This is a genomic window from Colwellia sp. Bg11-28 (genome assembly GCF_002836245.1).
Lineage (GTDB): Bacteria > Pseudomonadota > Gammaproteobacteria > Enterobacterales > Alteromonadaceae > Colwellia > Colwellia psychrerythraea_A.
Genome location: NZ_PJBA01000018.1, coordinates 665,148 through 689,406 on the forward strand (window position 1 = coordinate 665,148; position 24,259 = coordinate 689,406).

Sequence of the window (24,259 nt, forward strand, 5' to 3'; positions counted from 1 at the left end):
TTTTATTTGTTCGTAAAGGACTTCCATAGCGATGTTCATTCACTAGAGTTGTACTTTTTTCCGTGTTTGTTTGACGTCTTTACGATTAGCCTTCCCGGTTAAGCGTCTTTGCACTGAACCTTTGGTTGGCTTGGTCGCTCGTCTGTTTTTTTGTACTACCATCACGGATTTAATGAACTCTTTCAGTCGCTTTAGCGCATCTTCTTTATTCATTTCTTGTGTTCTAAAGCTCTGCGCTTTAATGATAACTACACCATCTTTGGTAACTCGACTGTCTTTGGAAGCAAGTAACCGCTCTTTATAAATTGCAGGTAAAGTAGATCGCTTAATATCAAAGCGTAAGTGAATAGCGGTTGCCACCTTATTTACACGCTGGCCGCCATTACCCATTGCTCGTATAGCACTAAGTTCTATTTCCCAATCAGCCAAGCTGACATTATTTGATATCTCAAGCACTTTTATTTACCATTTAGATACCTTCAATATTGATACTAGTAATTATCACGTTATATGACCGAAATAAACAAGACGAACACCTGGTGGGTTTACTTTTTACGCTGTAACGATAATAGCTTATACGCAGGCGTTACCACAGATATCCTTCGTCGCATTGACGAACATAATAACAGTAAACTTGGTGCAAAATATACCCGAGCAAGACGACCTGTAAGCTTGGCCTATCTCGAAGAGGCCGATGACAAAAGTACAGCATGCCAAAGAGAGTATAAAATTCGTCACCTCACTAAAGTCAAAAAAGAGCTGTTAGTAAGCAAATATAGCCAAACCAAACAGGTCTGATCAGCAAGGTATATGCACTTTATTTCGATTTAACACTAAAGTACTGTTAGAATGCTTCGATCGAATGTCGTTTACTCACAAAATGAAGTTGCAAAGATGTCTATAAAAGAAATGTTTATTGAGAATTATTGCCCGATTAGTGCTGATAGGATCAGCTTCACACGCCAACAAGGTAGTGATTTTGCCAAACAAGTAGCAGATGACTTTAACCCACTACATAATATTGATGCTAAACGTTTTTGCGTACCTGGAGATTTACTTTTTTCAATAATAATCGCCAAATCTGGACTACATAAAAACATGACCTTCGATTTTTCAGGCATGGTTAGCGATGATGTTCACCTTACTTTTCCTCAGGAAATTGATGAAAGTTTTGATATAAAAGATGATAAAGATAAAACGTGCCTAAGTGTGCATGTTAGTGGCGATAAAACGCATAAATCTGTACTGATTAATGCACTGACAAAGGCCTATGTCGATTTTTCTGGTCATACTTTCCCTGATATTTTAGTGAAATTAATGGCTGACAATAGTGTCATGATTAATCCTGCTCGCCCCATGGTAATGTATCAATCAATGTCTATTGATTTACATACATTAGCGGCTGAAACAGTCACATTAAAATTAGCCAAAACCAGTTTATCAATAGAAGGAAAGCGCGGCGATGCATGGCTTGAATTTGACTTGTTATCAAATGATAAAGTTATCGGCCACGGTAAGAAACATATGCTTTTGAGCGGCTTACGTACCTATGAGCAAGAGACGATTGACGCTATGGTAAATCAGTACCGCGACAGTAAAAAGAATTACCAAGCATAAAGTCATTTACTGAATATATTTATGCTCAAATGTTTCTCGCTGCTGTAGTTTGTCTTCACTACAAAAAGCAAAAACGTTAATATTTTTAGGACGCTGGCACTTAATAGGTTGTTGATAAAACTGCAACCAAGCCAGCTTTTTATCTCCATGATATTTTGACTTGATCACAATTGCACTATCTTGGTTAAACGTAGCCATCTTCTTTGGTAACTTGAGTTTTACCTTATTCAATTTGGCATAATGGGTTGTGCTTTTCTGCTTCTTCTTGGCTTTCTTTTTTTTTGTTCCATATTTCGACTTAAATGCTGACAAAGAGCTATTTTCACACTGCCACCACTTATCTCTCGCTTTATCTTCCTTTGCTCGCAAAGACTGCCCTCTTTTTAAAGAGTAGTTTTTACGTTGCATCATTTGAACATTATGTAGTTTTTCTAATAAAGGTTTACACCTTTTTTTAGCGGACGAGTTTGTGCTAAAAATTAGCAGAGATATGGTCACAACAACATAAAAAAAAGTAAACATAGTGAGTTTTTTCATCATAGCAATCCTTGCTAATGCAATTAACTTCGCCAAATAAAATTTGGCAAATCACCTTAATGGCTAAGGTCTCCCTTTTTTCAAATATAGACTAGACTTTACCTTTTTAGCAAGTCTCATTACATGGAGTTTAGTGATGAATAAGTATGTTCTACGGATTTTCTTTACCTTTATTTTATCAGTCCATTTGTCTTCAACTGCACAACAAACAACTCAAAAATTTAAGCCTAATATTCAGCATGGCGTGAGCTACCAAAAGGTCGATGACATTAGCCAGTATTATGTCTCTGAAAAACTGGATGGTATTCGTGGTTACTGGGATGGAAAACAATTGTTTACTCGCCGAGGAAATTTAATCAATAGTCCTAGCTGGTTTACTCAGCATTGGCCTACATATCCAATGGACGGTGAACTCTGGCTTGCTAGAGGGCAATTCCAACTATTACTTTCTTGTGCAACTAAACGCATAGCAGTCGAAAATAAAACGACTAGTTGCTGGAGAAGTGTTCGCTTTATGATATTTGATCTTCCAAAACATCTAGGGGATTTCAATGAACGAGTAATTAAGATGCGGACTTTATTTGTACAAAATCAATCGGTTTACTTAGCCATGATAGATCAGGTAAAACTGGAGGAATTAAGTGCGCTTGATCACAAACTTGATGAAGTCATCGCAACTCACGGTGAGGGCCTTATGCTACACCTCGCTAGCGCTCACTATCAACAAGGCCGAAATCCCGCATTGATGAAGCTAAAGAAATATCAAGATGCAGAAGCAACAGTCATTGGTTATACCGAAGGAAAAGGTAAATATCAGAACCAACTTGGCGCAATCAAAGTAAAAACAAGTGATGGAATAATTTTCAAAATTGGATCAGGTTTAAGTGATATTCAGCGTGCCAACCCACCAAAAATTGGCACTATTATTACCTTCAAGTACAACGGGCTCACACAAGCGGGTATACCAAGGTTTGCCCGTTTTTGGCGTATAAAAGCTAGCGGTTAACTCTCATAAGCTCAACCAGCTAATATTTGATTTCCAAATTATTTTGGCTGATAAGTAAAAATTAAAACTTTAAGGCCCTTGCCTTCATGGGCTTCCTTGAAGGCTTCAGGATTTTCAAGCTGTTGCTCAAAGTAACAATCAGGGCATTCACGCTCAACCTCAGCTTTTAAAAAGTTTGCATCTAAATCTGGGGAGTTTAAACATAACATCAAGCTAGCACCTGGATTCATCCATTGTGGAATACGGCGGATTATTTTAGCGTAATCTCGTTCGATATTAACACTACCCTTTTGAAATGAAGGAGGATCACAGACTAAAATATCATACGGTCCATATTTTTTAATGCGGCTATTCGATTTAAAAATATCGACACCTTCAAAGACAACTTGTTTGCCTTGCTTTTTAGCCAGCAGGTTAAGTTGATGATTTTCTCTACCTTTACTTAGAGATGATTTGCTTAGATCAATATTAACCGCTTTACTGGCTCCACCTGCAATGGCACTTAGCGAGAAGGCACAGGTATAGGCAAATAGATTAAGCACATTTTTACCTTCGGCTCGCTCTCTTAACCATGACCTTCCATTTCTCATGTCCAAAAACAAACCACTATTTTGGGCTTTACCAAATTCAATATGATAATTGAGTCCCTGCTCACTCACGATAGTATTACTTATGGACTCACCTAATAATAACTCGGTGGGCGCAAATTTTTCATAGCGATGTTGTACTTGCACCGAGCGACATTCTTTAATCAATTTTTTTAATGCATCAGCTTGTTCTGCTAACCATTTGCTATCAACAGCTTGGTATAAAGTGATAAGAATAACCGGAGATAGCCAGTCAACATTTACATGGCTTAAATTGGGATATGCGTGTCCTCGACCATGAAATAATCGTTGGGCATCGGTAAAATCTGTGCTGGTAATATGTTCTATCATGGCTAGGGTATCGGGTAATTAATAATAAAAAACGCCGAATAATAACATCGATACCATTCAGCATAAAGAAATGTCCACTTAGAATGGCATGGGCGGCATTAGAACAAACAAAATGAATATTGATATAGTTATTCTATATCTTATTAATTTTGTGAAGTTATCATGGTGTTCCATGCATTCCCAAGGGCGATTTTTAAAGGCTTATCGCTGCGTTATTGATTTTGAGAAGGGAATAGCCATTCTCTTCAATCCAAGCCTTGCCTATTAGCCTTTAAATTCTCGCTAAGTGAACATTTTCTTATACTGATTGGTATAACTATTCGGCGTTTATATCGTTTAAATCTATTTAGATGTTTTAGCTAGAAACCAAAAAGATTAGCTGCAAAAAACTTTGTTGCCACAGTATTAATAAAAATAAGCAGCACGATAACAGGGATAAAAGTACCCAATGAAAAGTTAATATATTTTTCTACCCATGAACCTTTGTAGTTTTCATTACCGATACTTAGTTCTTCAGATAGTTGCTTTTTCTTCCAACGGTAACTCACAAAAATACACAGTAAGAAACCATTAAGCGGTAAAATTGTATCGTAAAAAACATCATAAATAACATCGAATAAGGACTTAGTACCGCCAGCGTACGAAGTAAAATCGGTAAAAAATGGCACCATGCCAAACGATGCTGTGGCAAATAAAGTTAGCACACCAGCAGTAAGCGTTAAGTAACCTAATGCTTTTTTACGACTGTGCTTTTTCTCAGTGACTAAATATGAAACCGGTACTTCAATGATGGAAACTAACGAAGTAATTGCGGCAAAGAAGACTAATAAGAAGAAGAATGCAGCCACAGCACTAGCACCCACATAACCCAATGAGGTTTGTAGTGCTAAAAATATTTTAGGTAGGAAGGTAAAAATCAATGACACTGAGCTATCACTTAACTCACTTGGATTAACTTCAGGGTTAAATGAAAATACTGCAGGAAGAATCATCAAACCAGCAATAAATGCCACACTCGTATCCGTAATCGCCACTAATTTAGCGGAATTAGGAATATTAGTTTGTTTATTTATATATGAGCCATAGGTTAGTAATATCCCCATACCCAAAGAAAGTGAGAAAAAAGCTTGCGACAAAGCACCGTTGACTACACTTGGCGTTATTTTATTAATGTCTGGGACTAAGAAAAAAGTAACCCCTGCCATAGCATTATCAAGAGACAATACAAATACAACCATTAAAATAAGCATAGTTAGCAATGCTGGCATTAATATTTTAGCTGCTTTTTCAATTCCGTCTTTGACCCCGGCCGCCAAAATAAAACTGACAATACCGGCAACAGCTATTAAAGCAATATATAAGTACGGGCTGTTAATAAACTCGCCAAAACCAACATCACTTGCTAAATAGTCTAAATGACCTGTTACCGTTAAGGCAATATAGCCAAAAATCCAAACAGTGATCACCATATAAAAAACGGCAATCATAAAGGGAGTTAATACCCCTAAAAAGCCAGCGGCTCCCCATAACTTACTGCCTTTACTCAATGTTTTAAATGCGCCAACAGGCTCTTTAGCCGTATTACGTCCAACAGCCATTTCAGCAATCATCACAGGCAAACAAATAAGAAAAACAAATAATGCGTACATTAACAAAAATGCACCGCCACCATTTTTAGCGGCGTTAACTGGAAAACCAACTAAATTACCTATACCTACTGCAGAGCCTGCAGCGGCTAAAATGAAGCCAATTCGTGAGCTAAAATGCTCTCTAGAAGCGGACATACTTACCCTTTTTATAATTATTATGATAACGCGATAAATGAGATCTCTCGATGCTAACAAGCTTTACTAACTTTGTCTTCTTTTTAGCTGAGCTTTGCTATTACCAAGCAAATAACAATATGTAAATCTGTAAAGTTACCTTGAGTGTACTCTGGACAGATAGCGTCAAAATATCACTCCCAATTAACTTAAACCGCGAATACTGCCCTGTAAACAGAAGCAAACACTACTCGCTTATAAATGAAGCATTGAGCGGTCATCCAACAACCATTCGCTACTTTGAGTTATTAAAAAATACAGATGTATTCAATTTTATTAATATTAGTTAAGCCAACTTAAATTACTTAGAGAAAAGTTTAGGGTTCATAATAGATAAAATACTCGTTGCTTCTTTTTCAGCAAAATCAGCAGCTTGTGTTAAATCATCCACTGATAAACCTAAAGGTCTGCATAAAGACTCATCAATGACATCAGCATAAGAGAACTCTTCACTGTGACTATCAATAAGAGCCAGCCTAGACGCTAAATTCAAGATTTTTACATCTTTATTAATTTCAATAGATGATGCGGCATTGAAGTGCCTAATTGGTAAAATTATTTTTTCAGGAATTTGCCATATTTTTAATAAATCAGCAGAGATTTCAGTATAAGTATAGCCCAATACCTGTTCTTGCAATTGCCATGGCAGCTGGCTTTTATCATATTTTTCACATTGTTGAGCAACTTCAGGGTTTATTTTAGCCACTAATAACTCACCAAAATTTTGCAATAATCCCGCTACGAATAGACGTTCAATATCACGGATTCCGGCAGAAATGGCTAGATTTTTCGATACCAGCCCACAATAAACACTCATACGCCAAAAACGCTTTAAATCAATTGCCTGGTTTTCAAAATGCTTAAAAGCGGTGGCGGCAACATCAACTAGCATCATATTATAAATGGCTTGCGTGCCGATGATGGTAATGGCACGTGAAATAGTACTGATTTCACCTGGGAAGCTATAAATGGCACTGTTAGCTATTTGTAGCAAACGAGAAGTCATAGAGGGGTCGATACCAATAACATCAGCAAAATTTGAAATTTCAGAACTTTCATCAGCCATCAATGCTTTTACTTTAAAACAAGCATCAGGTAAAGCAAACGAACCGTTAGCTTGTAATGCATAATCATGTGCGTTCATAGTCATCCTTAGAAGTTGATCCCTTAAACAAGGCGCTTAAAGCAAACCTCATTAATGTAAAATCTGGAAATATTAGTGAATATTAGTAAAGCCCTACAGGCTTAATTGAACGGCAAACCGCCATCTTGCTTTATATGTTCAGTTACTATGTAAGTACTTGTTTGTGCAACATTAGTCAGTCTGCCAATATTTTCTAACACCAATCTATAGCTTTCAATATCGGCAAATCGTATTTTCAGCAAGTAATCATATCCACCTGCCACTAAATGACACTCAACAACTTCTTTAATAGTCACAACTTCTTTATTGAAGAGTTTGAATGAATCTGAAGTTGTTCTGCTTAAGGTGACTTGAACAAAAGCACTCATACCAAAGTTTAATTTTCTGGCATTTAAAAAGGCACCATAACGTTCAATATACCCTTCAGTTTCTAAGCGTTTAACTCGATCTAAACAGGGGCTAGCACTTAGGTTTACTTTTTTGGCTAGATCCACATTTGAAATTCTACCATCTGACTGCAAAGTAGAAAGGATCATAAGATCAATACGATCTAAGGGTTTTGTTTTGCTATTACTCATGTTCACACTACTTAGTAGGGAAGATAATGGATATTGTCACAGTAATCTCAATAAAAACAGTAAAAAAAACGCGAACGTTACCTGAAGGTATTCATTCGCGTTTTATTTCATCTAAACTTATAGCTATTTAATCATTACTTAATAACTACAAGGTATTCAAACAATTTAGTCTTCTTCAACCAGGGTCATCAGCGAGGTATTTCCCCCTGAAGCCGTAGTATCAATACTAATGGTTTTTTCTGTAACCAAACGTTGAATCATAGTATCAAAATATTCAGAGGTTATTACCGGTAAAATAGCCCCATGACGTAATGCTAATTTTTCACTAATATAATGCTTGATTTCACAACCACTATCGACCACAACACCCGACAAAGCGGGGTGTGCTAGCATAGCTTCTAAATGACATTGTTTAGCTACCTGAAAAACATCTTTACCGGCGCCTGTGGCAACAAATTTGTCTCTAAATTCCAATGCTTCTTGATAAAACAGATCAGAAACAACAGCAATAACGGTATTGCCTGTAGCAAGCGAGGTAACAATAGATTGCACCCAAAAGTGAAAACTAACATTTTCATCCGCATAACAAATAATATTGCCTCGGTTTTCCAAATAAATAATATTTGATTCACCTGTTGGCCCTGGTAATTGTTGTGGTTTTTTCAAACGCTTTTCAATATCAATAAGCTGTGAACGCGCCAAGACTAGGGTATGGTTTAAATCTTCAGCTAGATCATCGACAATTTCAACGTGCGCTATTTTAGCCAATAATTGGCGAACACAAGAAATTCGGGTATTTAGTTCTGTTGAACGCCACTCTTTCTCCGCCCAATTCGCTTTATCCATCAAATGATTTGCTTGATGATTCTCAGCAGCATCACCTGATAAGGTAATCGTTTTATTTGCTGAAAAGTTAAAATCCCGCTCATCTGGTGTAGCTTTTTCTTTAACTAAACGCGTTAAATAATTTGGGCCACCCGCTTTAGGGCCTGTACCAGAAAGGCCTCGACCACCAAATGGTTGTACACCAACAATCGCGCCAATCATGTTACGGTTTATATAAATATTACCCGCACGTGATAATTTGGCTAAATTAATAGCTCTATGCTCAATACGCGTATGAATACCCATAGTTAAGCCAAAACCAGTGCCATTGATTTTATCCACAACACTTTCTATTTCATTACCTTTAAAGCGAACAATATGAACACAAGGACCAAAAACTTCTTGCTTTAACACGCTAATATTATCAATTTCATACAAGCGTGGTGCAAAGAAAAAGTGACCATCTTCATCTACAACATCTTCAGAGAACTCACATTGGTAAAGTAACTTGCCATGTGATTTCATATATTCGGCGTGAGTATTTAGCGAATCTAGGGCTTTTTGGTCAATAACTGGGCCAATATCAGTACTTAATTTTGCAGGATTGCCAATATGTAACTCCGCCAATGCACCTTGAAGCATGGTAATAACATTATCTGCAATATCTTCCTGTAAAAAGAGTACGCGTAACGCTGAACAACGTTGACCTGCACTCTGGAAACCTGATGAGATAACATCATCAACAACTTGTTCAGGTAATGCCGTTGAGTCAACAATCATGCAATTTTGACCACCCGTTTCAGCAATTAGCGGTACTTGATCACCACCACGGTCTGATAACGTTTGTGAAATACGCGTGCCAGTTTCTGTAGAGCCAGTAAACATGACTGTTTGAATACGGCTATCTGGAATAATAGTGTTACCTACGGCACTTCCGCGCGCAATAACAGCCTGTACTACGTTTTCAGGCAAACCAACTGACTTCATCAATTCAATAGCACGAAGCGCAATTAAACCTGTTTGTTCCGCGGGTTTTGCTAAAACAGTATTACCGGTGGCAATTGCCGCAGCAACTTGGCCTAAGAAAATAGCCAAAGGAAAGTTCCACGGACTGATACATAACACTACACCACGTGCTTCTAATCTTTCATCACTGCTTAACTCAATAGCGCGAGCGGCGTAGTAACGACAAAAATCAACAGCTTCGCGCACTTCATCAATGCCATCTTGCGCGACCTTACCGGCTTCTTTGATACACATTGCAATGAGCTCATCCATATGGCGCTCTAAAATATCACCAATGCGACAAAGCAAGGCAGCGCGATCTACTGCAGGCGTTTTTGACCAAGTACTAAAGGCTGTTTCGGCCTTATCAATCATCAGTAACATATCACCATGGCTTGCATGTTGATGGAAGCCGATAATTTCACTACGGTTCGCCGGGTTCATTACGGCATTGGCGCCATCAGGAACTTCATTTTTATCCAATAAATGGTCGACAAACCAATTATCTAAAGCGGCTTTTAGCGGAATGATTTCATTAATATCCGTTAGATCTAGACCTTTTGAATTATCTCGGCCTTTCTCGCCTTCACCTCGATAGAGGTCAATAGGCATAATTATTTGGTTATTGTATTTAGCTTTAAGGCGTTGAGTTTTTTCTACTGGATCTTCCAATAATGATTCAACTGGTTGATCTTCATCAACAATAGCATTAACAAACGATGAGTTAGCACCATTTTCTAATAAACGACGTACCAAATAAGCCAGTAAGTCTTCATGATGACCTACTGGCGCATAGATTCGACATTGAATACTTTCTTCTTTAACAATTTGGTCGTACAAAGAGTCCCCCATGCCATGTAAACATTGGAACTCAAAACCAGCTTTATCATCGCCAGCTAATTCAACTATGGTTGCTGCAGTATAAGCATTATGCGTGGCAAATTGTGGATAGATAGTATCGCGATATTCTAATAATTTATTGGCACAAGCATGGTAAGAAACATCGGTAGATGACTTACGGGTAAACACAGGAAAATGATTCAAGCCATCTTTTTGAGCATTCTTAATTTCAGTATCCCAATAAGCACCTTTAACAAGACGCACCATCATTTTTCGTTCAGTACGCAACGTTAAGTCACGCAACCAATCAACAACATGAATAGCACGTTTTTGGTAAGCTTGCAGTGCTATACCAAAGCCTTGCCAATCACCAAGCTCACTATCAGAAAATACCGCTTCAATGATATCTAATGAGATATCTAAACGCTCTGATTCTTCCGCATCAACCGTTAAACCAATATTGTATTGCTTAGCTTGTAAACATAATGCCTTTAACTTAGGCACTATTTCAGTCATTACCCGTTCTTTATGAGAAAACTCATAACGAGGATGAATAGCAGAAAGTTTAATTGAAATGCCAGGTACTTTACGCGGATCGTTCTTACCTGAAGCAACAGCAACTTCACCAATAGCATTAATAGCATCTTGATAGGCTTTTAGGTACATATTGGCATCAGCCATAGTACGGGCACCTTCACCAAGCATATCGTATGAATAAACATAACCTTGCTGTTCTTTCGTCGCTGCACGTTCGGTAGCAGCTTTAATGGTTTCGCCCATAACAAACTGTTTACCCATTACTTTCATGGCATAGTTCATTGATTTACGAATAACAGGCTCACCTAAACGACCAACAGTTTTCTTTAGTAAACCAAATTGTTCTTTTTTACGCTTATCAGCGTAATTAACCATAGAGCCTGTAAGCAATAAACCCCATGATGAAGCATTAACAAATAATGAGTCACTGGCACCTAAATGGGAACTCCACTGACCTTGAGAAATTTTATCGCGAATAAGCTCATCTTGAGTATGTTTATCTGGTACACGTAATAACGCTTCGGCCAAACACATTAATACCACGCCTTCCTCTGAAGAAAGTGAGTATTCATTGAGTAGCGAATCAATTGCGCCATTACCTTCTTGGTCTTGACGAATTTTTAAAACCATTTTACGTGCGCGTTCCCACGCACGGCTTCTGGCGCTAACATTTACTTCTGCAGCAGGTAAAATATGATCAACGGCAACATTTTCGTCAATTCGATAAAACTCACGAATTTTTTGTCTTATTGGACAATCAGTAATCAATGAACCAGTAAATAGCATAACCATTCCTCAAAGTGTGACAGGTAGAAATCCTGCTTTAGTTATAGTCTTTTTTTCCACTAATACATATATTATTAGTTGGTGACGACATTAAATTTATGAGCGCATTTTAGGGTAACAACCACAGGATGTGCTGGTTATTTTCAGGATTTAAGACATTTTTATATGGAGAATAACGAAGTAAGCAGTATAAAGTGCTGCAAATCGTTTTTTATAATTTGTAGGGAGTGTTCGTGGGTTATTATTTACTCACTTGATGAATAATATAATTTTTGAATAATATAATCCTTTGTATCTTGAGACGACATAGGTTTGGCAAAGTAGTAACCTTGGCCGTACACACAGTCCATCTGTTGTAGTAACTCGGCATCAGCTAAACTTTCAATGCCTTCTCCCACGGTTGACATTTGTAGATTATTAGCCAAATCAACAATGGTTCTAATTATGGCTCGGTTATTATTATGCTCATCAACATTACTAATAAAGGAGCGATCTATTTTCAGCACATCAATCGGAAAACGATGCAAATAGCCCAAGCTTGAATAACCGGTGCCAAAATCATCGAGTAATATTTTTACCCCCATATTTTTCAAGGCTTGCATATTAGTCAAAACTATCTCAGCATTTTCCAACAAGGCACGTTCAGTTAATTCAACGCGAAGATGATGGGGAGCTAAACCTGTTCTTTTTAATACTTTTTCAATATCTTGCGGTAAGCTAGTACTAAAAAATTGCTTGGAAAATAAATTACAACTGACATAAAGATCATCACAGCCTAATTCATCATGCCAACGCTTCAACTGCTGACAAGATTTTTCAATAATCTGAATATCAATTTCTTTAATTAAATCAGTTTCTTCAGCCAGCGGAATGAAATCATTAGGGTAAACAAAACCACGCTTAGTACTTTGCCAGCGAGCTAGCGCTTCAAAACCTTTAAGTTTTTGGTTATCCAGTTTAATAATTGGTTGGAAATAAGGGATGAACTCTTGCCAAGTAATCGCTTCTCGAATATCCGCTTCAAGGCTTAAAGCATTCTGTACTTTCTGATGCATACTGTCGTCAAAGACTTCATAGCGCCCTCTACCATTGTCTTTAGCATGGTACATAGCAGTATCAGCATCTCTGAGCATAGTATCAGCATCAGTATATCGTATATTGCTAAACGATATGCCAATACTAGTGCCTGTGTATACTAATTGATTATCGATAGTAAAAGGTTGTTGAAGAAAAGCCGTGATGCGCTGCGCTACTTCAAAGGCTTCATTGTTACTTTTCAAGTCTTCAATTAAAATGACAAACTCATCGCCACCTAAGCGAGCAACGGTATCTACTTTACGAACAATAGCCAATAATTCTCGCGCTATTATTTTCAATAATACATCACCCGCATGATGTCCTAAACTATCGTTAACTACTTTGAAACGATCTAAGTCTAAAAACAGCACAGCAAAAGAAAAGTCATCTTTTCGTTTTGCACAAGCTATCGCATGATTAAGTAAATCAAGGAATACCATTCTGTTGGGTAACCCGGTCAAACTATCATGGGCGGCGGTGTGTTTTAATAATTTTTCAGCTTGTTTACGATGGGTAATTTCATCTTCAAGGGCAAGTGTGCGTAGTTTAACTTGTTGCTCTAATAACTCATGACTGCGCCTTTCAAAATCAGCGAGTTCTCGACGTTTAATGGCTGCTGAAACGTGGTTCGAGACAAAATTAAGTAACTCGGCATCTTGTTGGTTGTAGGTGGTTTTATAATAATAGCTCTGTAAAACCATGACTCCAAGTAACTGACCTGAATAGATTAATGGTACGCCCAACCAAGAGTGGATGTCATCCTGTGGTTTTTTAGTCTCACCTTCAAGATGTAGACTCATCATTTCTTGATAAGTAAGTAATACTGTCTCTCGACGGCGAAGTACTAACTCGGAATATCGATTTGAGAGTTTCCTTGGTTTAAAATCCTTAGCTAAATTAGATGTTTTTTCATCCACATAATAAGAAAAACTTAACGTGTCTGAATCTTTTTCATATTTAGCAATAAAGAAGTTCTTAGCATTGATCAGCTGTCCGATAATATTGTGAACTTTACTATAAAAAGTATCTATATCGAGTTCAATATCCGTGGTTAATTCCGATATTCGATATAAAGATTCTTGTAGTAACTCAGATTTTTCTCGCTCACGAATTTGAGCCATCAATTCTTTGGTACGTGCATTAACCGCATTTTTCAAGCGTTGCTGATCTTGTAAACGTACCATAGCACCAACAATATGCTGGGCGGCAAAAGTGAGTAAATTTAAGTCATTTTCATTATATCGAATTTTTTCATCATAACTTTGTATAGTTATGGTACCGATCACTAAGCCATTTTGCAGTAAAGGCACACCCAACCAGTCAGTACCGCGGACCCCAAATTGTTTGATCTTATAATTATCAAATAACTGTTTTTCTAGTTCTGGAGTTAATAGAAGTGGTTGCTTTGTTTCAATAACTAAATTAGTAAATGAACCATCATAATCTTGGTAATCTATGATGCCTAACGGTTTTTCATCTTTCTCATCAAGATAATAAACGAACTCTAAGGTTTCAAACGTTTGATCATAGAGCACGATGAAGAAGTTTTTCGCGGTCATTAACGACGCGATAGTAGTATGCACTTGCGGATAAAAGCTATCAAGATCATTACATTCTTGAGATAGCTGGTTTAATTTAAAGAGTGCGGTATAGCGAGCTTGCAAATCAGCATTTTTTTTCTCTAGAAAATCCACATTTCCAGAGAGATCAGCAATGCTAGCCTCTTTGGCACGTATTAGCAGCTCTGCTGCTTGAGTCGTGTTTTTTTGTTGACTTTCTGGTTTCAAAATTACCATACCATTTAGTTATTTGCTCGCTCATCTATCAAGCACTTAATAAATAATTATTAAAAATTGCTTATTTATTGCTGAGCATCAGCTTTAGCTGACTTACTAATTTCTTTAACTTTATGTTTATTACCACAAATAGCTGCTTGTTTTTCATCTCGATAATAACGAATATCAATACAATCTTGCTGATAGCGACGTTCTAATTCGGTACGAATAATTACATCCCCTTTAGTATTAATAATGCGTTTATGTAAAGCTTGGCACTCTTGAATTTGTTCAGAGGCTAAAGTGACATCTTCGCAAACATTATCAACACTTGAACAACTTGCTAACAAAGTGATAAAAGGTACCACTAATAAAACTATTTTATTCATTTAACTATTCCATTACATTAAGAAACAACTTGTTACTGCAAACTATTATACCCAAGCAAGACCAAATTGCGAGAGCCTATATAGTTATTAACAATATCAATTGATTAGTATAAATATTCACTTTTATTGTTTTATTTTTCACCACTTACATCAGCTATTTATACTAGTCACCTCTGATACATTTAAAAATCTACTTTCTCCGTCATTGAGTGATTCATCTAAGCGTAAGCTTCCTATTGAGTAACGGTGCAATGCAATAACAGGGTTACGAAAACGGCCAAACATACGCTTTATTTGATGATAACGCCCCTCGGTTAAGCTCACTTGTGCTTCAAAGAGAGAAACAATATGCAAAATTGCTGGTTTTGTCGTTATGTTCTCATAAGGAAAATACATCCCTTTTGCAAAAGCCTCTATATAGTCTGGCGTTAACGTGTTTTCTAGTGTCACTTGATAACATTTAGAGACTTTATGTTCCGGTGATGTTAGCCGCTCAGACCAACGACTGTCATTGGTTAGTAACACCAGGCCTGACGTATTTAGATCGAGTCGCCCGACGATATGTAAACTATCCAAAACATCTTGATCAAATTGTGCAGCAAGTAAATCAATCACAGTCTTATGTTTTTTATCCTTGGTTGCACAAACCACACCAATAGGTTTATTCAGCATAATATAGTGTGTTTGATTAGCCTGTAGTACTTCATTATCCATAACAACATGTGAAAACTGGTCAACTAATTGAGCAATATCAGTCGCTAACACACCATCAACATAAACCCTTTTTTGCGCTAAAATCAACCTTACTTTTTTACGATTGATTTGGCGTGAATCACTAATCAAGCGATCTAAACGTGCCGTGTTAATAGCCATATTTTAAAAAAAGCCCATCAATTAGATACTAGTCAAAGATTGCTGCTGTGCAATTAAATTAAGTACTTTACGCAATTTAGCCTGAATATAACCCGCTAATAACGTTGGCTGCAATACCAATAAATCCGATTCTGAAGCCGTTATCGCAATAGTGCAAAGCAATTGCTGTTCGTCTTCGTTAAAACAACAAATAACATCATCAGAGAAATGACTGATGTTAACGCTACGGGTCGATAAGCTATCTAACCCTTTTTTAAATTGTTCGAAACTTGTCGGTGTTACTAAGGATAATTGAATCGTTAAAATTTCCTCTTCATCACCATACCAATTGGCAGTTAAGGTTTGAAAATTAAACTGCGCCTCTAGTTTGTTGATCACTGATTTTATATTGGTAAACTTATCGAGTAAGTCTTTATTTACGTTAATTGTTATCGGTAGCGTTTCGGTCATCTTCTATATTCTTTCTCTTATAACCAATAAAGTATTTAGCCAAAGCACAATTTTAATAGCACTTTGTTATGCCGCATATCATAACCGCGTTGCATCCAAACTTCAGCTTGTTTGCTCAATATCATTAAAGTGATTCTACTAACCTACTTCAGATATTAAATGGTTAACATTACACCGCATTACAAAAACAACTAATGATCAGAATAAAGCGAGAAAGATTGTTATCGGAAATGGTTGCCTATTTCTCTTTATTTAAAATAGAGTTTACTTTCGAACATCTTCCCTTTAAAAGCGAACAGTCTTAGTTCTGAAAAAAAACACAAAAACAGCAAGCAACTGATTCTATTGAACTTTAAATTATGGCATGGTTATTTCATTACTTATAACATCAAGTAAAAATAACAGTGAATATTTATGAAGATTGCATTAACTAAAAAACAACCTTGGAAAAAATGGGTCGCTATCGCCAGCTTTACGCTAGTGCTAAGTTACGCCGGTTATAGCGTCAGTGGGAAGGCAACAAAATCTGTCCAATTAAAAGATTTAAGCTTTCAAACAGTAGTTCAAGGTGATTTAGATATTTATGCTAATGCCTATGGTGAATTTGCTTCAGCAAAAGAACGTTTATTAACGGCGCCTGCATTAGGTAAGGTCTCTGAAATTTTAGTTCGTCCTGGCACTAAAGTAACACCTGACACTATAATTTTGCATTTATCAAACCCTAAATTAGTACAAGAAGTAAATGCTGCTAATGGCCAACTTGCTCAACAGTTAGCCCAAAGAGAAGCATTCAAATATGAACAACAAAGTGAACGTTTAAACTATCAAGGTCGCATTGCTGACATAGAAGCCGAGATTGAAAAAGCTGAGCTTGAGCTCTCGGTAAACATGAATCTGATGGACTTAGGTGTTTCTTCCAAAATAGAATTACAACGCGCTAAATTGGCCGTGAAACAGGAAAGTAAAAGGCTTGGTTTCGAAAAGAAGAAATATAAGCAATTTATTGAAATGCAAAGCCACCAACTAACACAGCGTGATATCACTATAAAGCAGCAGCATGCACAAGTTAACTTACTTGAACAACAGCTTGATGATATGAAGGTGAAAGCAGGTATTAATGGTTCACTACAAACCTTAGAAGTTGAACTAGGTCAGAGCGTTCAATTAGGTCAATCACTAGCTAAAGTAGGTAGTGATGAAGTATTGATTGCTCGTTTACGCTTACCACAAAACCAAGCAGACCAAATAGATATCAATGCTCTAGTCTTAATCGATACCCAAAAGGGCATTATCAAAGGTCACATCACCCGCATCGAAAGTGTTGTTAACAATGGGTCGGTGCTTGCTGAGGCTGTCATTGATGAAGACTTAACTTCTAATGCACGTCCTGCGTTATCAATATCAGCACAAGTATTTGTCAGGCATCAACAAGAAATCAGCTATATAGAACAAGTACCAGGGTTTCGCCCGCGCAGTAAACAAAGCCTTTTTGTCCGCGACACTAACGACTCATTAGTGCAGAGAGATGTCACCTTTGGCGAGTTATCAAAAAATAAATTAGTGATCACTTCAGGATTGAAACCTGGTGAGCAATTAGTGAGTAGCGATACGCAAAAATACACTAAATATCCGCAACTTTTAATTATTGAATAAAAACGAATAAAGGCGATTACGCAATTAGTCGCCATACAATAAAACAATTCATCTTAAGATAAATGTATAAAAATAAGCAGTAAATACATTGCAACAGCTAAACAAATTAAGGAAAACTTCATGAAAAATATAGTTACCATGTCAAACATCCACAAACGTTACGATGGTCAGCAAATAGAAACCCATGCTTTACAAGGCGTTAGTTTGGAAATAAATCAAGGGGAGTTTGTTGCAATTACCGGTCCTTCTGGTTGCGGTAAATCGACATTGCTTTCTATTATGGGTTTAATGGACTCAGCTACAGAGGGGACATATCAACTCGCCAATATTTCGACTGCAGGCTTAAAAGTGGACCAACGCACCCAAATTCGTAATGAGCATATTGGTTATGTTTTTCAATCATTTAACTTAATAGATAACTTGACTGTATTTGAAAATGTCGCCTTGCCACTTGAACACAGAGGTTGTTCTAAAAGTGAGATAAAAACCCGCGTTGAGAAAGTATTGACGCAAGTTGATATGTTACATCGCCAACATTATCGTCCAAACCAATTATCTGGCGGTCAACAACAACGTATTGCTATTGCACGTGCCCTTGTTGGTAAACCTGATCTAATTTTAGTTGATGAGCCAACGGGTAACTTAGACAGTAAGAATGGTGACCAAGTGATGTCACTATTAGAACAACTTAATAGAGATGGATCCACCATAGTCATGGTAACCCATGACAGTCGCTATTCACGTTGTGCTAGTCGCCAAATTCAACTGCTCGATGGTCAGATTGTTTCAGAGATTAATGCAGGACTAAGTCCACACGTTGAAAACAATGAAAAGTCATTACAGGGGGTTGCATGAGTTTATTCAAAAAGTCCTTATATCAAGGAATAACACGGGTCTTTTCACTGCCCCGCCTAAGCGTGCCACTAATTTTAACACTTGGCTTAACGTTAGGCGCAGTATTAAGTGTTATTTCAATTTCATCGACCTTGTTGTATCAACCGCTGCAAGGCATAAAAAATGAGGATTCGTTACAAACCTTTGATTATCGTTTTAAAATGTCAGATACCTTAAGTGTTTCCTATTGGAACATGAATCGTTTAGTCGACTTTAGTGAGCAATTTAGTGATTTAGGTGAATGGGCTGGTGTCGCACTTTCAGAGCAAGATGTGGTGGTAAATAACACTACGTTTGCAACGACGCGTTATGATGCGTCAAGTAACATTCTTTCAGTGTTAGGTAGTCAGCTGTTACTAGGCGATGATGTCACTATTGAGTCAACAGAAAAGTATGTTTGGATTTCTCAAAGCCTTTGGGAGAATGCTTTTGCCAGCGTTAAATCTGTCATTGGTAAACAAGTAACAATTACCAATAAAAATTATATCATTGCTGGTGTTATTGAAGACGTAATGGCGATAAAGAGTACCCGTGCAGTTTTACCACAGCAAGTCTGGTTTATCGCCAATTTAGCCAAAGTTAAGACACAAACTGACTCAGTAGGTAATATTAGCAACGATATTGATACCCTAATTCTAAAATCTGCTAACGGCCAAGCAAAACTACCATCACTAGCCCAAGTAGATGCTTGGTTAGAAGATTATGTCACTCGAAATGTCGATGGCGAGCAAGTGCAAATGTTTTTGGACTTCATGAATAGTACAAAAAAAGAAGCTAAAGGCAGTAATTATCGTAGCAACATGTTAGGTGAAACTGAAAGTCTACTCATCGCATTATTTACCGCCGTTATAGGGCTGTTATTAATGGCGACGCTAAACCTACTAAATTTATTCATCGCGCATTATCAAGGAAGAACTAAAGAATTCGCGATTCAAATAAGTTTAGGTGCAAGCTTAACAAAAGTGAGATTATTGGTATTACTTGAGAACCTACCGAGTTTTGTTTTAGCGGCCGTAACGGGTTTATTAGTGACTGGTTGGGCGATAAAAAGCTTACCGCTAATCGCGGGTGATAGTTTACCTATGATAGACGCCATTGCTATAGATAGCACCACCATACTTGCCTCAGTAGCCATTATATTAGCGCTAAGCGTACTATTTAGTTCCCTCGCATTGGTTGATATTGATAAACATGCACTTGGCAATAACTTAAATAGTAGTGGTAAAGGAATACAGGCACAAAGTAATCAATGGCTGAGCCGAGTATTAATGGTTTTACAACTTTCAATTGCCTCGATATTACTAACCGCTTCAGTAATGATAGCAATGCAAAGCTATCAAGCTGTATACCAAGATACCGGCTATGACATAGGCAATAGTTATGAAATTGGCATGACAGTTAGCGATGAAGAATATATTACTCAATTAAATACCTTTGACTCCTATGGCAAAAGTGAAGCTAAACAATTACTTGATGGTGTGTCAAACTTGATAGAACAACAGGTAAGCAATAGCCGAGTTATTATCCCTAACTATGGCCCTTTGTCTGATTCTTTACGTGTAAATGCCTTTCGTGATGAAGAATCAGGAGAGCGCGTTATTCACCAAATAAAGACCTTAGGGGCAAAGTATTTTTCAACCTTTAATATCCCTATGTTAGCTGGAGCGAATGTCAGCCAAGCCCAAATTGATAACGATGAAGATAGAATTGTTATCGATGAAAATATGGCAAAATCCTTATTTTCAAACTTAAGCTACCAAGAGGTTATCGGTAAAATTATTCAAATGAGTCCCGATGGTTCAACACCACCATCAATTGTTACAGGGGTGGTAGCTAATACTTTAAGCCAAACCGGTATTGCAGAGACCTTAGGTTTACCTTCGGTATATTCTCATCGAGTAAACCCAGGTTCTACCTTACAATTTACTGTGATGTTACCCGCAGGAAAAACCATTACACCAGCGATGTTAGAAAGCGAAATTAAACGTCAATTCCCACGTTTAACGAACTTAACCGTACAATCATTAATAGATATTGGGCAGAGACAAACATTAAATCAACGTCTTAGTTTATGGATAGTGCTTGCCATGACGGGTTTAACGTTATTTCTTGCTGCTATTGGTGTAGCTGGTCTAACACAAATGACCACAAACCATCGAAAATATGAACTTGCTGTGCGTATGGCAACGGGCGCCAAACAAGCTAAATTGGTCAACTTTATTTTAAAAGATGCTTTGTCTATGTTAGTGGTTGGATTAGGTTTAGGTTTTATTATTTCTGTTTTTGGTTATCAACAAGTATCACAAAGCTTAGAAATGTTACCTGACTTTAACTGGTTTGCAATGGCCTCATTAGATGCCGCGTTAGTGATTATTGTTATCTTGTCGGTAATTATGCCCGCATGGCGAGTGATAAGCAGTGACCCAATGCAGGCCTTGCGAGAAGAGTAAATTTATTAGTATGATTTTTAATACTAGCCAAGTTACTAAAGTAATTGGCATACTAATATCAACTGCAGTTATTCCTAAGGGTTAATATCTACTGTAAAAGTGAAGTAAACGACTTACCTCGTTTCTTTCACTTTTATTTTTCATTGCTATTATTTACCTTTGTATTAGCTAAAAACCGCTTAATTTTATGGAAAACCCAATGACAAACGCCACCATTTTAATTGCTGATGATGATGAAGACATTCGCTTAGCATTAAACTTATTACTTAGTGCACAGGGCTATCAGATTATTGAAGCGGCTAACGCTAAAGAAATTATCATAGAAAGTAACCGACAACAGCCAGATTTAGTATTGTTGGATATGAACTTTTCTAGAGATACCACTAGCGGTCAAGAAGGTTTAGCCATTTTAGAACAGTTACAGCCATTAAATATCCCAGTGATTTTAATGACAGCGTGGGGTTCAATTGAATTAGCGGTAGAAGGCTTACAAAAGGGCGCCAATGATTTTATAGAAAAACCATGGAACAAGCTTAAGCTACTAAACAGTATTAAACAGCAATTAAGCTTTTCTCGGGCAAAAGAACAAAACCAAGGTTATCGACAATTACTTGCCGGCGATAATAAAAAGGCTTGGGTTTGTCTATCAGAAAGTATGCAGGCTATTGAAACGCTAGTCGCGCAAATAGCTCCAACAGATGCCAACATCTTAATTTTAGGTGAAAATGGCACAGGTAAATCATTGCTTGCTGAGCGAATTCATCAGTTATCATCACGCCAGCAAGCTCCACTTATCGCGGTTAATATGGCCGCAATTCCTGATAATTTATTTGAAAGTGAACTCTTTGGTCATCAAAAAGGCGCCTTTACTGACGCTAAACAAAATCGTGTTGGCCGATTCCAACTCGCTGATAAAGGGACTTTATTTTTTGATGAGATAGGATCTTTACCCCTAACACTTCAGCCTAAATTATTACGAGTGTTAGAAACGGGTCACTATGAGATTTTAGGTTCGAGCCAAACACAAGTTGCTGATGTGCGTTTAATTAGTGCAACCAATGCCAACCTCAATCAACTGATAAGTGAACAGGCGTTTCGCCAAGATTTATTATACCGTTTAAATACAATTGTGATTACTATTCCACCCTTGCGTGAACGACTCGAAGATATTCCAGGCTTGGCTAATTGCTTTATCACTAAATTCAGTGAGAAGTACCGGAAACAAGCATTAAACATCAGTCCATGTGCGCTCAGTAAATTAAAACAACACAATTGGCCGGGCAACATACGTGAATTTAGTCATGTGATTGAACGTGCAGTTTTACTCACCAGCGGCGGAGAAATAACAGCACAGCAATTATTACTAGAGAACGCCGATAGCACTAATGATACGGTACTGTTACAACCACTTGAACAAGCAGAGAAACAGTTGATTGAAAAAGCGATGACAGTCACCGGTGGGCAAGTGATAGAAGCAGCAAAATTACTCGATATATCTCGTAATGCACTTTATCGACGTTTAGAAAAGTTTGCCATTCATCATGTCGAATAACACCATTAAATCTAATAAACAGTTAAGCTTGAAATTCAGTCATGAACAGTGGCTGATCTTTGGCTTAGCAACTACATTAATTGTTATATTGGCCTTGACCATTGCGCTCACTTATACCTTGGCCTGGAGTAAATTGGCCACAGCCACGTTAGTGTTTTTTTTATCTTATCCGCTCATTTGGCTTGCTTGGCGTAGTTATAATTTTTGGAAACAAGCCATCATGCAACTTACTACCTATACACAAGTTGTCCGGGAGGGTGAAACAAATTTACGCTTCAAAGTGCAACATCAAGACAATTTATTAGCTGAGTTACAGCAAGAAATATCAGCCCTCGCCCTAGGTAATGCACATAAGTTACAGCAAAATCAAACACTGGAAAATGTACTGAGCCATATACTCGATTCTTGGCCTATCCCTGTGTGTTTATTTGATGAGAATAATCAATTAAGCTATCGCAATATCGCTATGAAAGAGAAAATTCAGCAACCTATGCTTATTGGCACAGCCGCTGAAGATTTAGGTTTTGTTATAGAAAATGGTAATTTAACCCACAGCCAGTTCAATCAGCAATGGCAATGTCAGAGTATCAGTTACCTCTTTCAACAAAAAAAATGTCATATTTTTTCTGCTTTAGATATCTCTCAACCATTGCATCAACAACAAAGCATTACTCAGCAAAATCTTATTCGGGTATTAGCGCATGAGCTTCGTAATTCTTTAACACCAATGGCATCGATGGCTGACACGCTTTTATGCAATGACAGCTTTAACGAAGATCAAGTACGCTTAGTCTTAAGTCGGATCAGACAGCGAAGTAATCGTTTACTTAGCTTTATTGAACAGTACAGTCAGTTGAGTCAATTACCTGCTCCACAATCGAGTTGGTTTGGATTTAATGATTTACTGGAAGATGCTAAGTCCATGATCACCGAGCCTTGTACAATAAATTATCAAGGCAGTAATCAATGTTTTGCTGACGAGCAACAAATGGCACAAATACTCATTAATATTTTCAAGAATGCTCAAGAAGCTTGTGATGAAGAACGCTGTGAAATTGACGTTAGCTTATACTACCGACAAGAAAACTCACAAGGTTACCAACAGACCAAGCAAGTCATTGATATTAGAGATAATGGCCCTGGATTTGCTAACCTTGATAATGCTTTAACACCTTTTTACACCACTAAGAGTCATGGCTCAGGTATTGGCTTATCACTGTGCGCTGAAATCACTCGTAATCATGGCGGTGAATTCACCTTAGAAAATACTGAACATGGCGCAAGAATTAGAATGGCATGGCCAGTAGACAATAAAGCTCACTAATATCTTGATAGTTTAATTTCATCATTCATCGAATAATCCTATTCCCTCCCAAAATACACACCTCATCAGATAAGTCATTTAGGTAAGCTGTCACAATTCATACGTTAAACGGTCATGATTAAGTCATTATTTAGTCGATAATCCGTCATAAACAGTGAGCATACTTCCCCGCAATTAAAACAATAA

General features: G+C 37.4%; 19 protein-coding genes. 8 read left to right on the forward strand and 11 right to left on the reverse strand.

Features of this window, described 5'->3' with window-relative positions; genetic code table 11:
• Window positions 1-42: 42 nt before the first annotated feature.
• Window positions 43-456, reverse strand: coding sequence for an alternative ribosome rescue aminoacyl-tRNA hydrolase ArfB (gene arfB / locus CXF79_RS20110; protein ID WP_011045130.1), 414 nt, complete (start codon window positions 454-456; stop codon window positions 43-45).
• A gap of 54 nt (window positions 457-510) precedes the next feature.
• On the opposite strand from arfB, the gene CXF79_RS20115 reads away from it, so the two are divergent.
• Both CXF79_RS20115 and CXF79_RS20120 read left to right on the forward strand, forming a co-directional pair.
• Window positions 511-798 (forward strand): GIY-YIG nuclease family protein, encoded by a 288-nt coding sequence (locus tag CXF79_RS20115; protein WP_011045131.1) that lies wholly within the window; start codon window positions 511-513, stop codon window positions 796-798.
• A gap of 111 nt (window positions 799-909) precedes the next feature.
• Window positions 910-1,617 (forward strand): DUF3581 family protein, encoded by a 708-nt coding sequence (locus CXF79_RS20120; protein ID WP_101158264.1) that lies wholly within the window; start codon window positions 910-912, stop codon window positions 1,615-1,617.
• Between the two features lie 6 nt (window positions 1,618-1,623).
• Here CXF79_RS20120 and CXF79_RS20125 read toward each other — a convergent pair whose 3' ends face one another.
• The gene (locus CXF79_RS20125) at window positions 1,624-2,157 is read right to left on the reverse strand and encodes a hypothetical protein (RefSeq protein ID WP_232769261.1); all 534 of its coding nucleotides are present in this window, start codon (window positions 2,155-2,157) and stop codon (window positions 1,624-1,626) included.
• A 133-nt stretch (window positions 2,158-2,290) separates the two neighbouring features.
• Here CXF79_RS20125 and CXF79_RS20130 point away from each other — a divergent pair, with 133 nt between their 5' ends.
• Complete coding sequence (locus CXF79_RS20130; RefSeq protein ID WP_101157467.1) at window positions 2,291-3,160, forward strand: DNA ligase; 870 nt, start codon at window positions 2,291-2,293, stop codon at window positions 3,158-3,160.
• 38 nt (window positions 3,161-3,198) lie between these two features.
• Here the strand turns inward: CXF79_RS20130 and CXF79_RS20135 are convergent, their stop codons facing one another.
• The 9 genes from CXF79_RS20135 to CXF79_RS20175 all read right to left on the reverse strand — a co-directional run bounded on the left by CXF79_RS20135 (window position 3,199) and on the right by CXF79_RS20175 (window position 16,200).
• Entirely contained in the window at window positions 3,199-4,098 is a 900-nt protein-coding gene (locus CXF79_RS20135; protein ID WP_101157470.1) for a class I SAM-dependent methyltransferase, read from the reverse strand.
• A 359-nt stretch (window positions 4,099-4,457) separates the two neighbouring features.
• Window positions 4,458-5,882: a sodium-dependent transporter gene (locus tag CXF79_RS20140; protein WP_101157472.1), complete on the reverse strand. Its 1,425-nt coding sequence runs from the start codon at window positions 5,880-5,882 to the stop codon at window positions 4,458-4,460.
• Window positions 5,883-6,222: 340 nt separating this feature from the next.
• Entirely contained in the window at window positions 6,223-7,065 is an 843-nt protein-coding gene (locus CXF79_RS20145) for an HDOD domain-containing protein (protein WP_101157474.1), read from the reverse strand.
• A 101-nt stretch (window positions 7,066-7,166) separates the two neighbouring features.
• Complete coding sequence (locus tag CXF79_RS20150; RefSeq protein WP_101157476.1) at window positions 7,167-7,643, reverse strand: winged helix-turn-helix transcriptional regulator; 477 nt, start codon at window positions 7,641-7,643, stop codon at window positions 7,167-7,169.
• 165 nt (window positions 7,644-7,808) lie between these two features.
• Window positions 7,809-11,636 carry a bifunctional proline dehydrogenase/L-glutamate gamma-semialdehyde dehydrogenase PutA gene (gene putA, locus CXF79_RS20155; protein ID WP_101157478.1) on the reverse strand — a complete coding sequence of 1,276 codons (3,828 nt, stop codon included), beginning with the start codon at window positions 11,634-11,636 and terminating at the stop codon, window positions 7,809-7,811.
• Between the two features lie 245 nt (window positions 11,637-11,881).
• Window positions 11,882-14,500, reverse strand: coding sequence for a sensor domain-containing phosphodiesterase (locus tag CXF79_RS20160; RefSeq protein WP_232769262.1), 2,619 nt, complete (start codon window positions 14,498-14,500; stop codon window positions 11,882-11,884).
• 74 nt (window positions 14,501-14,574) lie between these two features.
• Window positions 14,575-14,877 carry a hypothetical protein gene (locus CXF79_RS20165; RefSeq protein ID WP_101157480.1) on the reverse strand — a complete coding sequence of 101 codons (303 nt, stop codon included), beginning with the start codon at window positions 14,875-14,877 and terminating at the stop codon, window positions 14,575-14,577.
• A 150-nt stretch (window positions 14,878-15,027) separates the two neighbouring features.
• Window positions 15,028-15,750 (reverse strand): pseudouridine synthase, encoded by a 723-nt coding sequence (locus tag CXF79_RS20170; RefSeq protein ID WP_101157482.1) that lies wholly within the window; start codon window positions 15,748-15,750, stop codon window positions 15,028-15,030.
• A gap of 21 nt (window positions 15,751-15,771) precedes the next feature.
• Entirely contained in the window at window positions 15,772-16,200 is a 429-nt protein-coding gene (locus tag CXF79_RS20175) for a hypothetical protein (protein ID WP_011045144.1), read from the reverse strand.
• 414 nt (window positions 16,201-16,614) lie between these two features.
• Here CXF79_RS20175 and CXF79_RS20180 point away from each other — a divergent pair, with 414 nt between their 5' ends.
• The 5 genes from CXF79_RS20180 to CXF79_RS20200 all read left to right on the forward strand — a co-directional run bounded on the left by CXF79_RS20180 (window position 16,615) and on the right by CXF79_RS20200 (window position 24,073).
• Window positions 16,615-17,853, forward strand: coding sequence for an efflux RND transporter periplasmic adaptor subunit (locus tag CXF79_RS20180; protein WP_101157484.1), 1,239 nt, complete (start codon window positions 16,615-16,617; stop codon window positions 17,851-17,853).
• A gap of 120 nt (window positions 17,854-17,973) precedes the next feature.
• A complete protein-coding gene (locus CXF79_RS20185) occupies window positions 17,974-18,708 on the forward strand; it encodes an ABC transporter ATP-binding protein (protein WP_101157486.1) in 735 nt (244 codons plus the stop codon).
• Window positions 18,705-21,197: an ABC transporter permease gene (locus tag CXF79_RS20190; RefSeq protein ID WP_101157488.1), complete on the forward strand. Its 2,493-nt coding sequence runs from the start codon at window positions 18,705-18,707 to the stop codon at window positions 21,195-21,197. The genes CXF79_RS20185 and CXF79_RS20190 overlap by 4 nt, the downstream gene beginning before the upstream one ends.
• A gap of 199 nt (window positions 21,198-21,396) precedes the next feature.
• The gene (locus CXF79_RS20195; protein WP_011045148.1) at window positions 21,397-22,749 is read left to right on the forward strand and encodes a sigma-54-dependent transcriptional regulator; all 1,353 of its coding nucleotides are present in this window, start codon (window positions 21,397-21,399) and stop codon (window positions 22,747-22,749) included.
• A complete protein-coding gene (locus tag CXF79_RS20200) occupies window positions 22,739-24,073 on the forward strand; it encodes a sensor histidine kinase (protein ID WP_198560108.1) in 1,335 nt (444 codons plus the stop codon). The genes CXF79_RS20195 and CXF79_RS20200 overlap by 11 nt, the downstream gene beginning before the upstream one ends.
• The last annotated feature ends 186 nt before the right edge of the window (window positions 24,074-24,259 follow it).

What these genes read in the sequence shown, in the direction of transcription:
- CXF79_RS20115 (WP_011045131.1), top strand. Translation starts at nt 511, where the DNA reads ATGACCGAAATAAACAAGACGAACACCTGGTGGGTTTACTTTTTACGC.
- CXF79_RS20120 (WP_101158264.1), top strand. Translation starts at nt 910, where the DNA reads ATGTTTATTGAGAATTATTGCCCGATTAGTGCTGATAGGATCAGCTTC.
- CXF79_RS20125 (WP_232769261.1), bottom strand. Translation starts at nt 2,157, where the DNA reads ATGATGAAAAAACTCACTATGTTTACTTTTTTTTATGTTGTTGTGACC.
- CXF79_RS20130 (WP_101157467.1), top strand. Translation starts at nt 2,291, where the DNA reads ATGAATAAGTATGTTCTACGGATTTTCTTTACCTTTATTTTATCAGTC.
- CXF79_RS20135 (WP_101157470.1), bottom strand. Translation starts at nt 4,098, where the DNA reads ATGATAGAACATATTACCAGCACAGATTTTACCGATGCCCAACGATTA.
- CXF79_RS20140 (WP_101157472.1), bottom strand. Translation starts at nt 5,882, where the DNA reads ATGTCCGCTTCTAGAGAGCATTTTAGCTCACGAATTGGCTTCATTTTA.
- CXF79_RS20145 (WP_101157474.1), bottom strand. Translation starts at nt 7,065, where the DNA reads ATGAACGCACATGATTATGCATTACAAGCTAACGGTTCGTTTGCTTTA.
- CXF79_RS20150 (WP_101157476.1), bottom strand. Translation starts at nt 7,643, where the DNA reads ATGAGTAATAGCAAAACAAAACCCTTAGATCGTATTGATCTTATGATC.
- putA (WP_101157478.1), bottom strand. Translation starts at nt 11,636, where the DNA reads ATGCTATTTACTGGTTCATTGATTACTGATTGTCCAATAAGACAAAAA.
- CXF79_RS20165 (WP_101157480.1), bottom strand. Translation starts at nt 14,877, where the DNA reads ATGAATAAAATAGTTTTATTAGTGGTACCTTTTATCACTTTGTTAGCA.
- CXF79_RS20170 (WP_101157482.1), bottom strand. Translation starts at nt 15,750, where the DNA reads ATGGCTATTAACACGGCACGTTTAGATCGCTTGATTAGTGATTCACGC.
- CXF79_RS20175 (WP_011045144.1), bottom strand. Translation starts at nt 16,200, where the DNA reads ATGACCGAAACGCTACCGATAACAATTAACGTAAATAAAGACTTACTC.
- CXF79_RS20180 (WP_101157484.1), top strand. Translation starts at nt 16,615, where the DNA reads ATGAAGATTGCATTAACTAAAAAACAACCTTGGAAAAAATGGGTCGCT.
- CXF79_RS20185 (WP_101157486.1), top strand. Translation starts at nt 17,974, where the DNA reads ATGAAAAATATAGTTACCATGTCAAACATCCACAAACGTTACGATGGT.
- CXF79_RS20190 (WP_101157488.1), top strand. Translation starts at nt 18,705, where the DNA reads ATGAGTTTATTCAAAAAGTCCTTATATCAAGGAATAACACGGGTCTTT.
- CXF79_RS20195 (WP_011045148.1), top strand. Translation starts at nt 21,397, where the DNA reads ATGACAAACGCCACCATTTTAATTGCTGATGATGATGAAGACATTCGC.
- CXF79_RS20200 (WP_198560108.1), top strand. Translation starts at nt 22,739, where the DNA reads ATGTCGAATAACACCATTAAATCTAATAAACAGTTAAGCTTGAAATTC.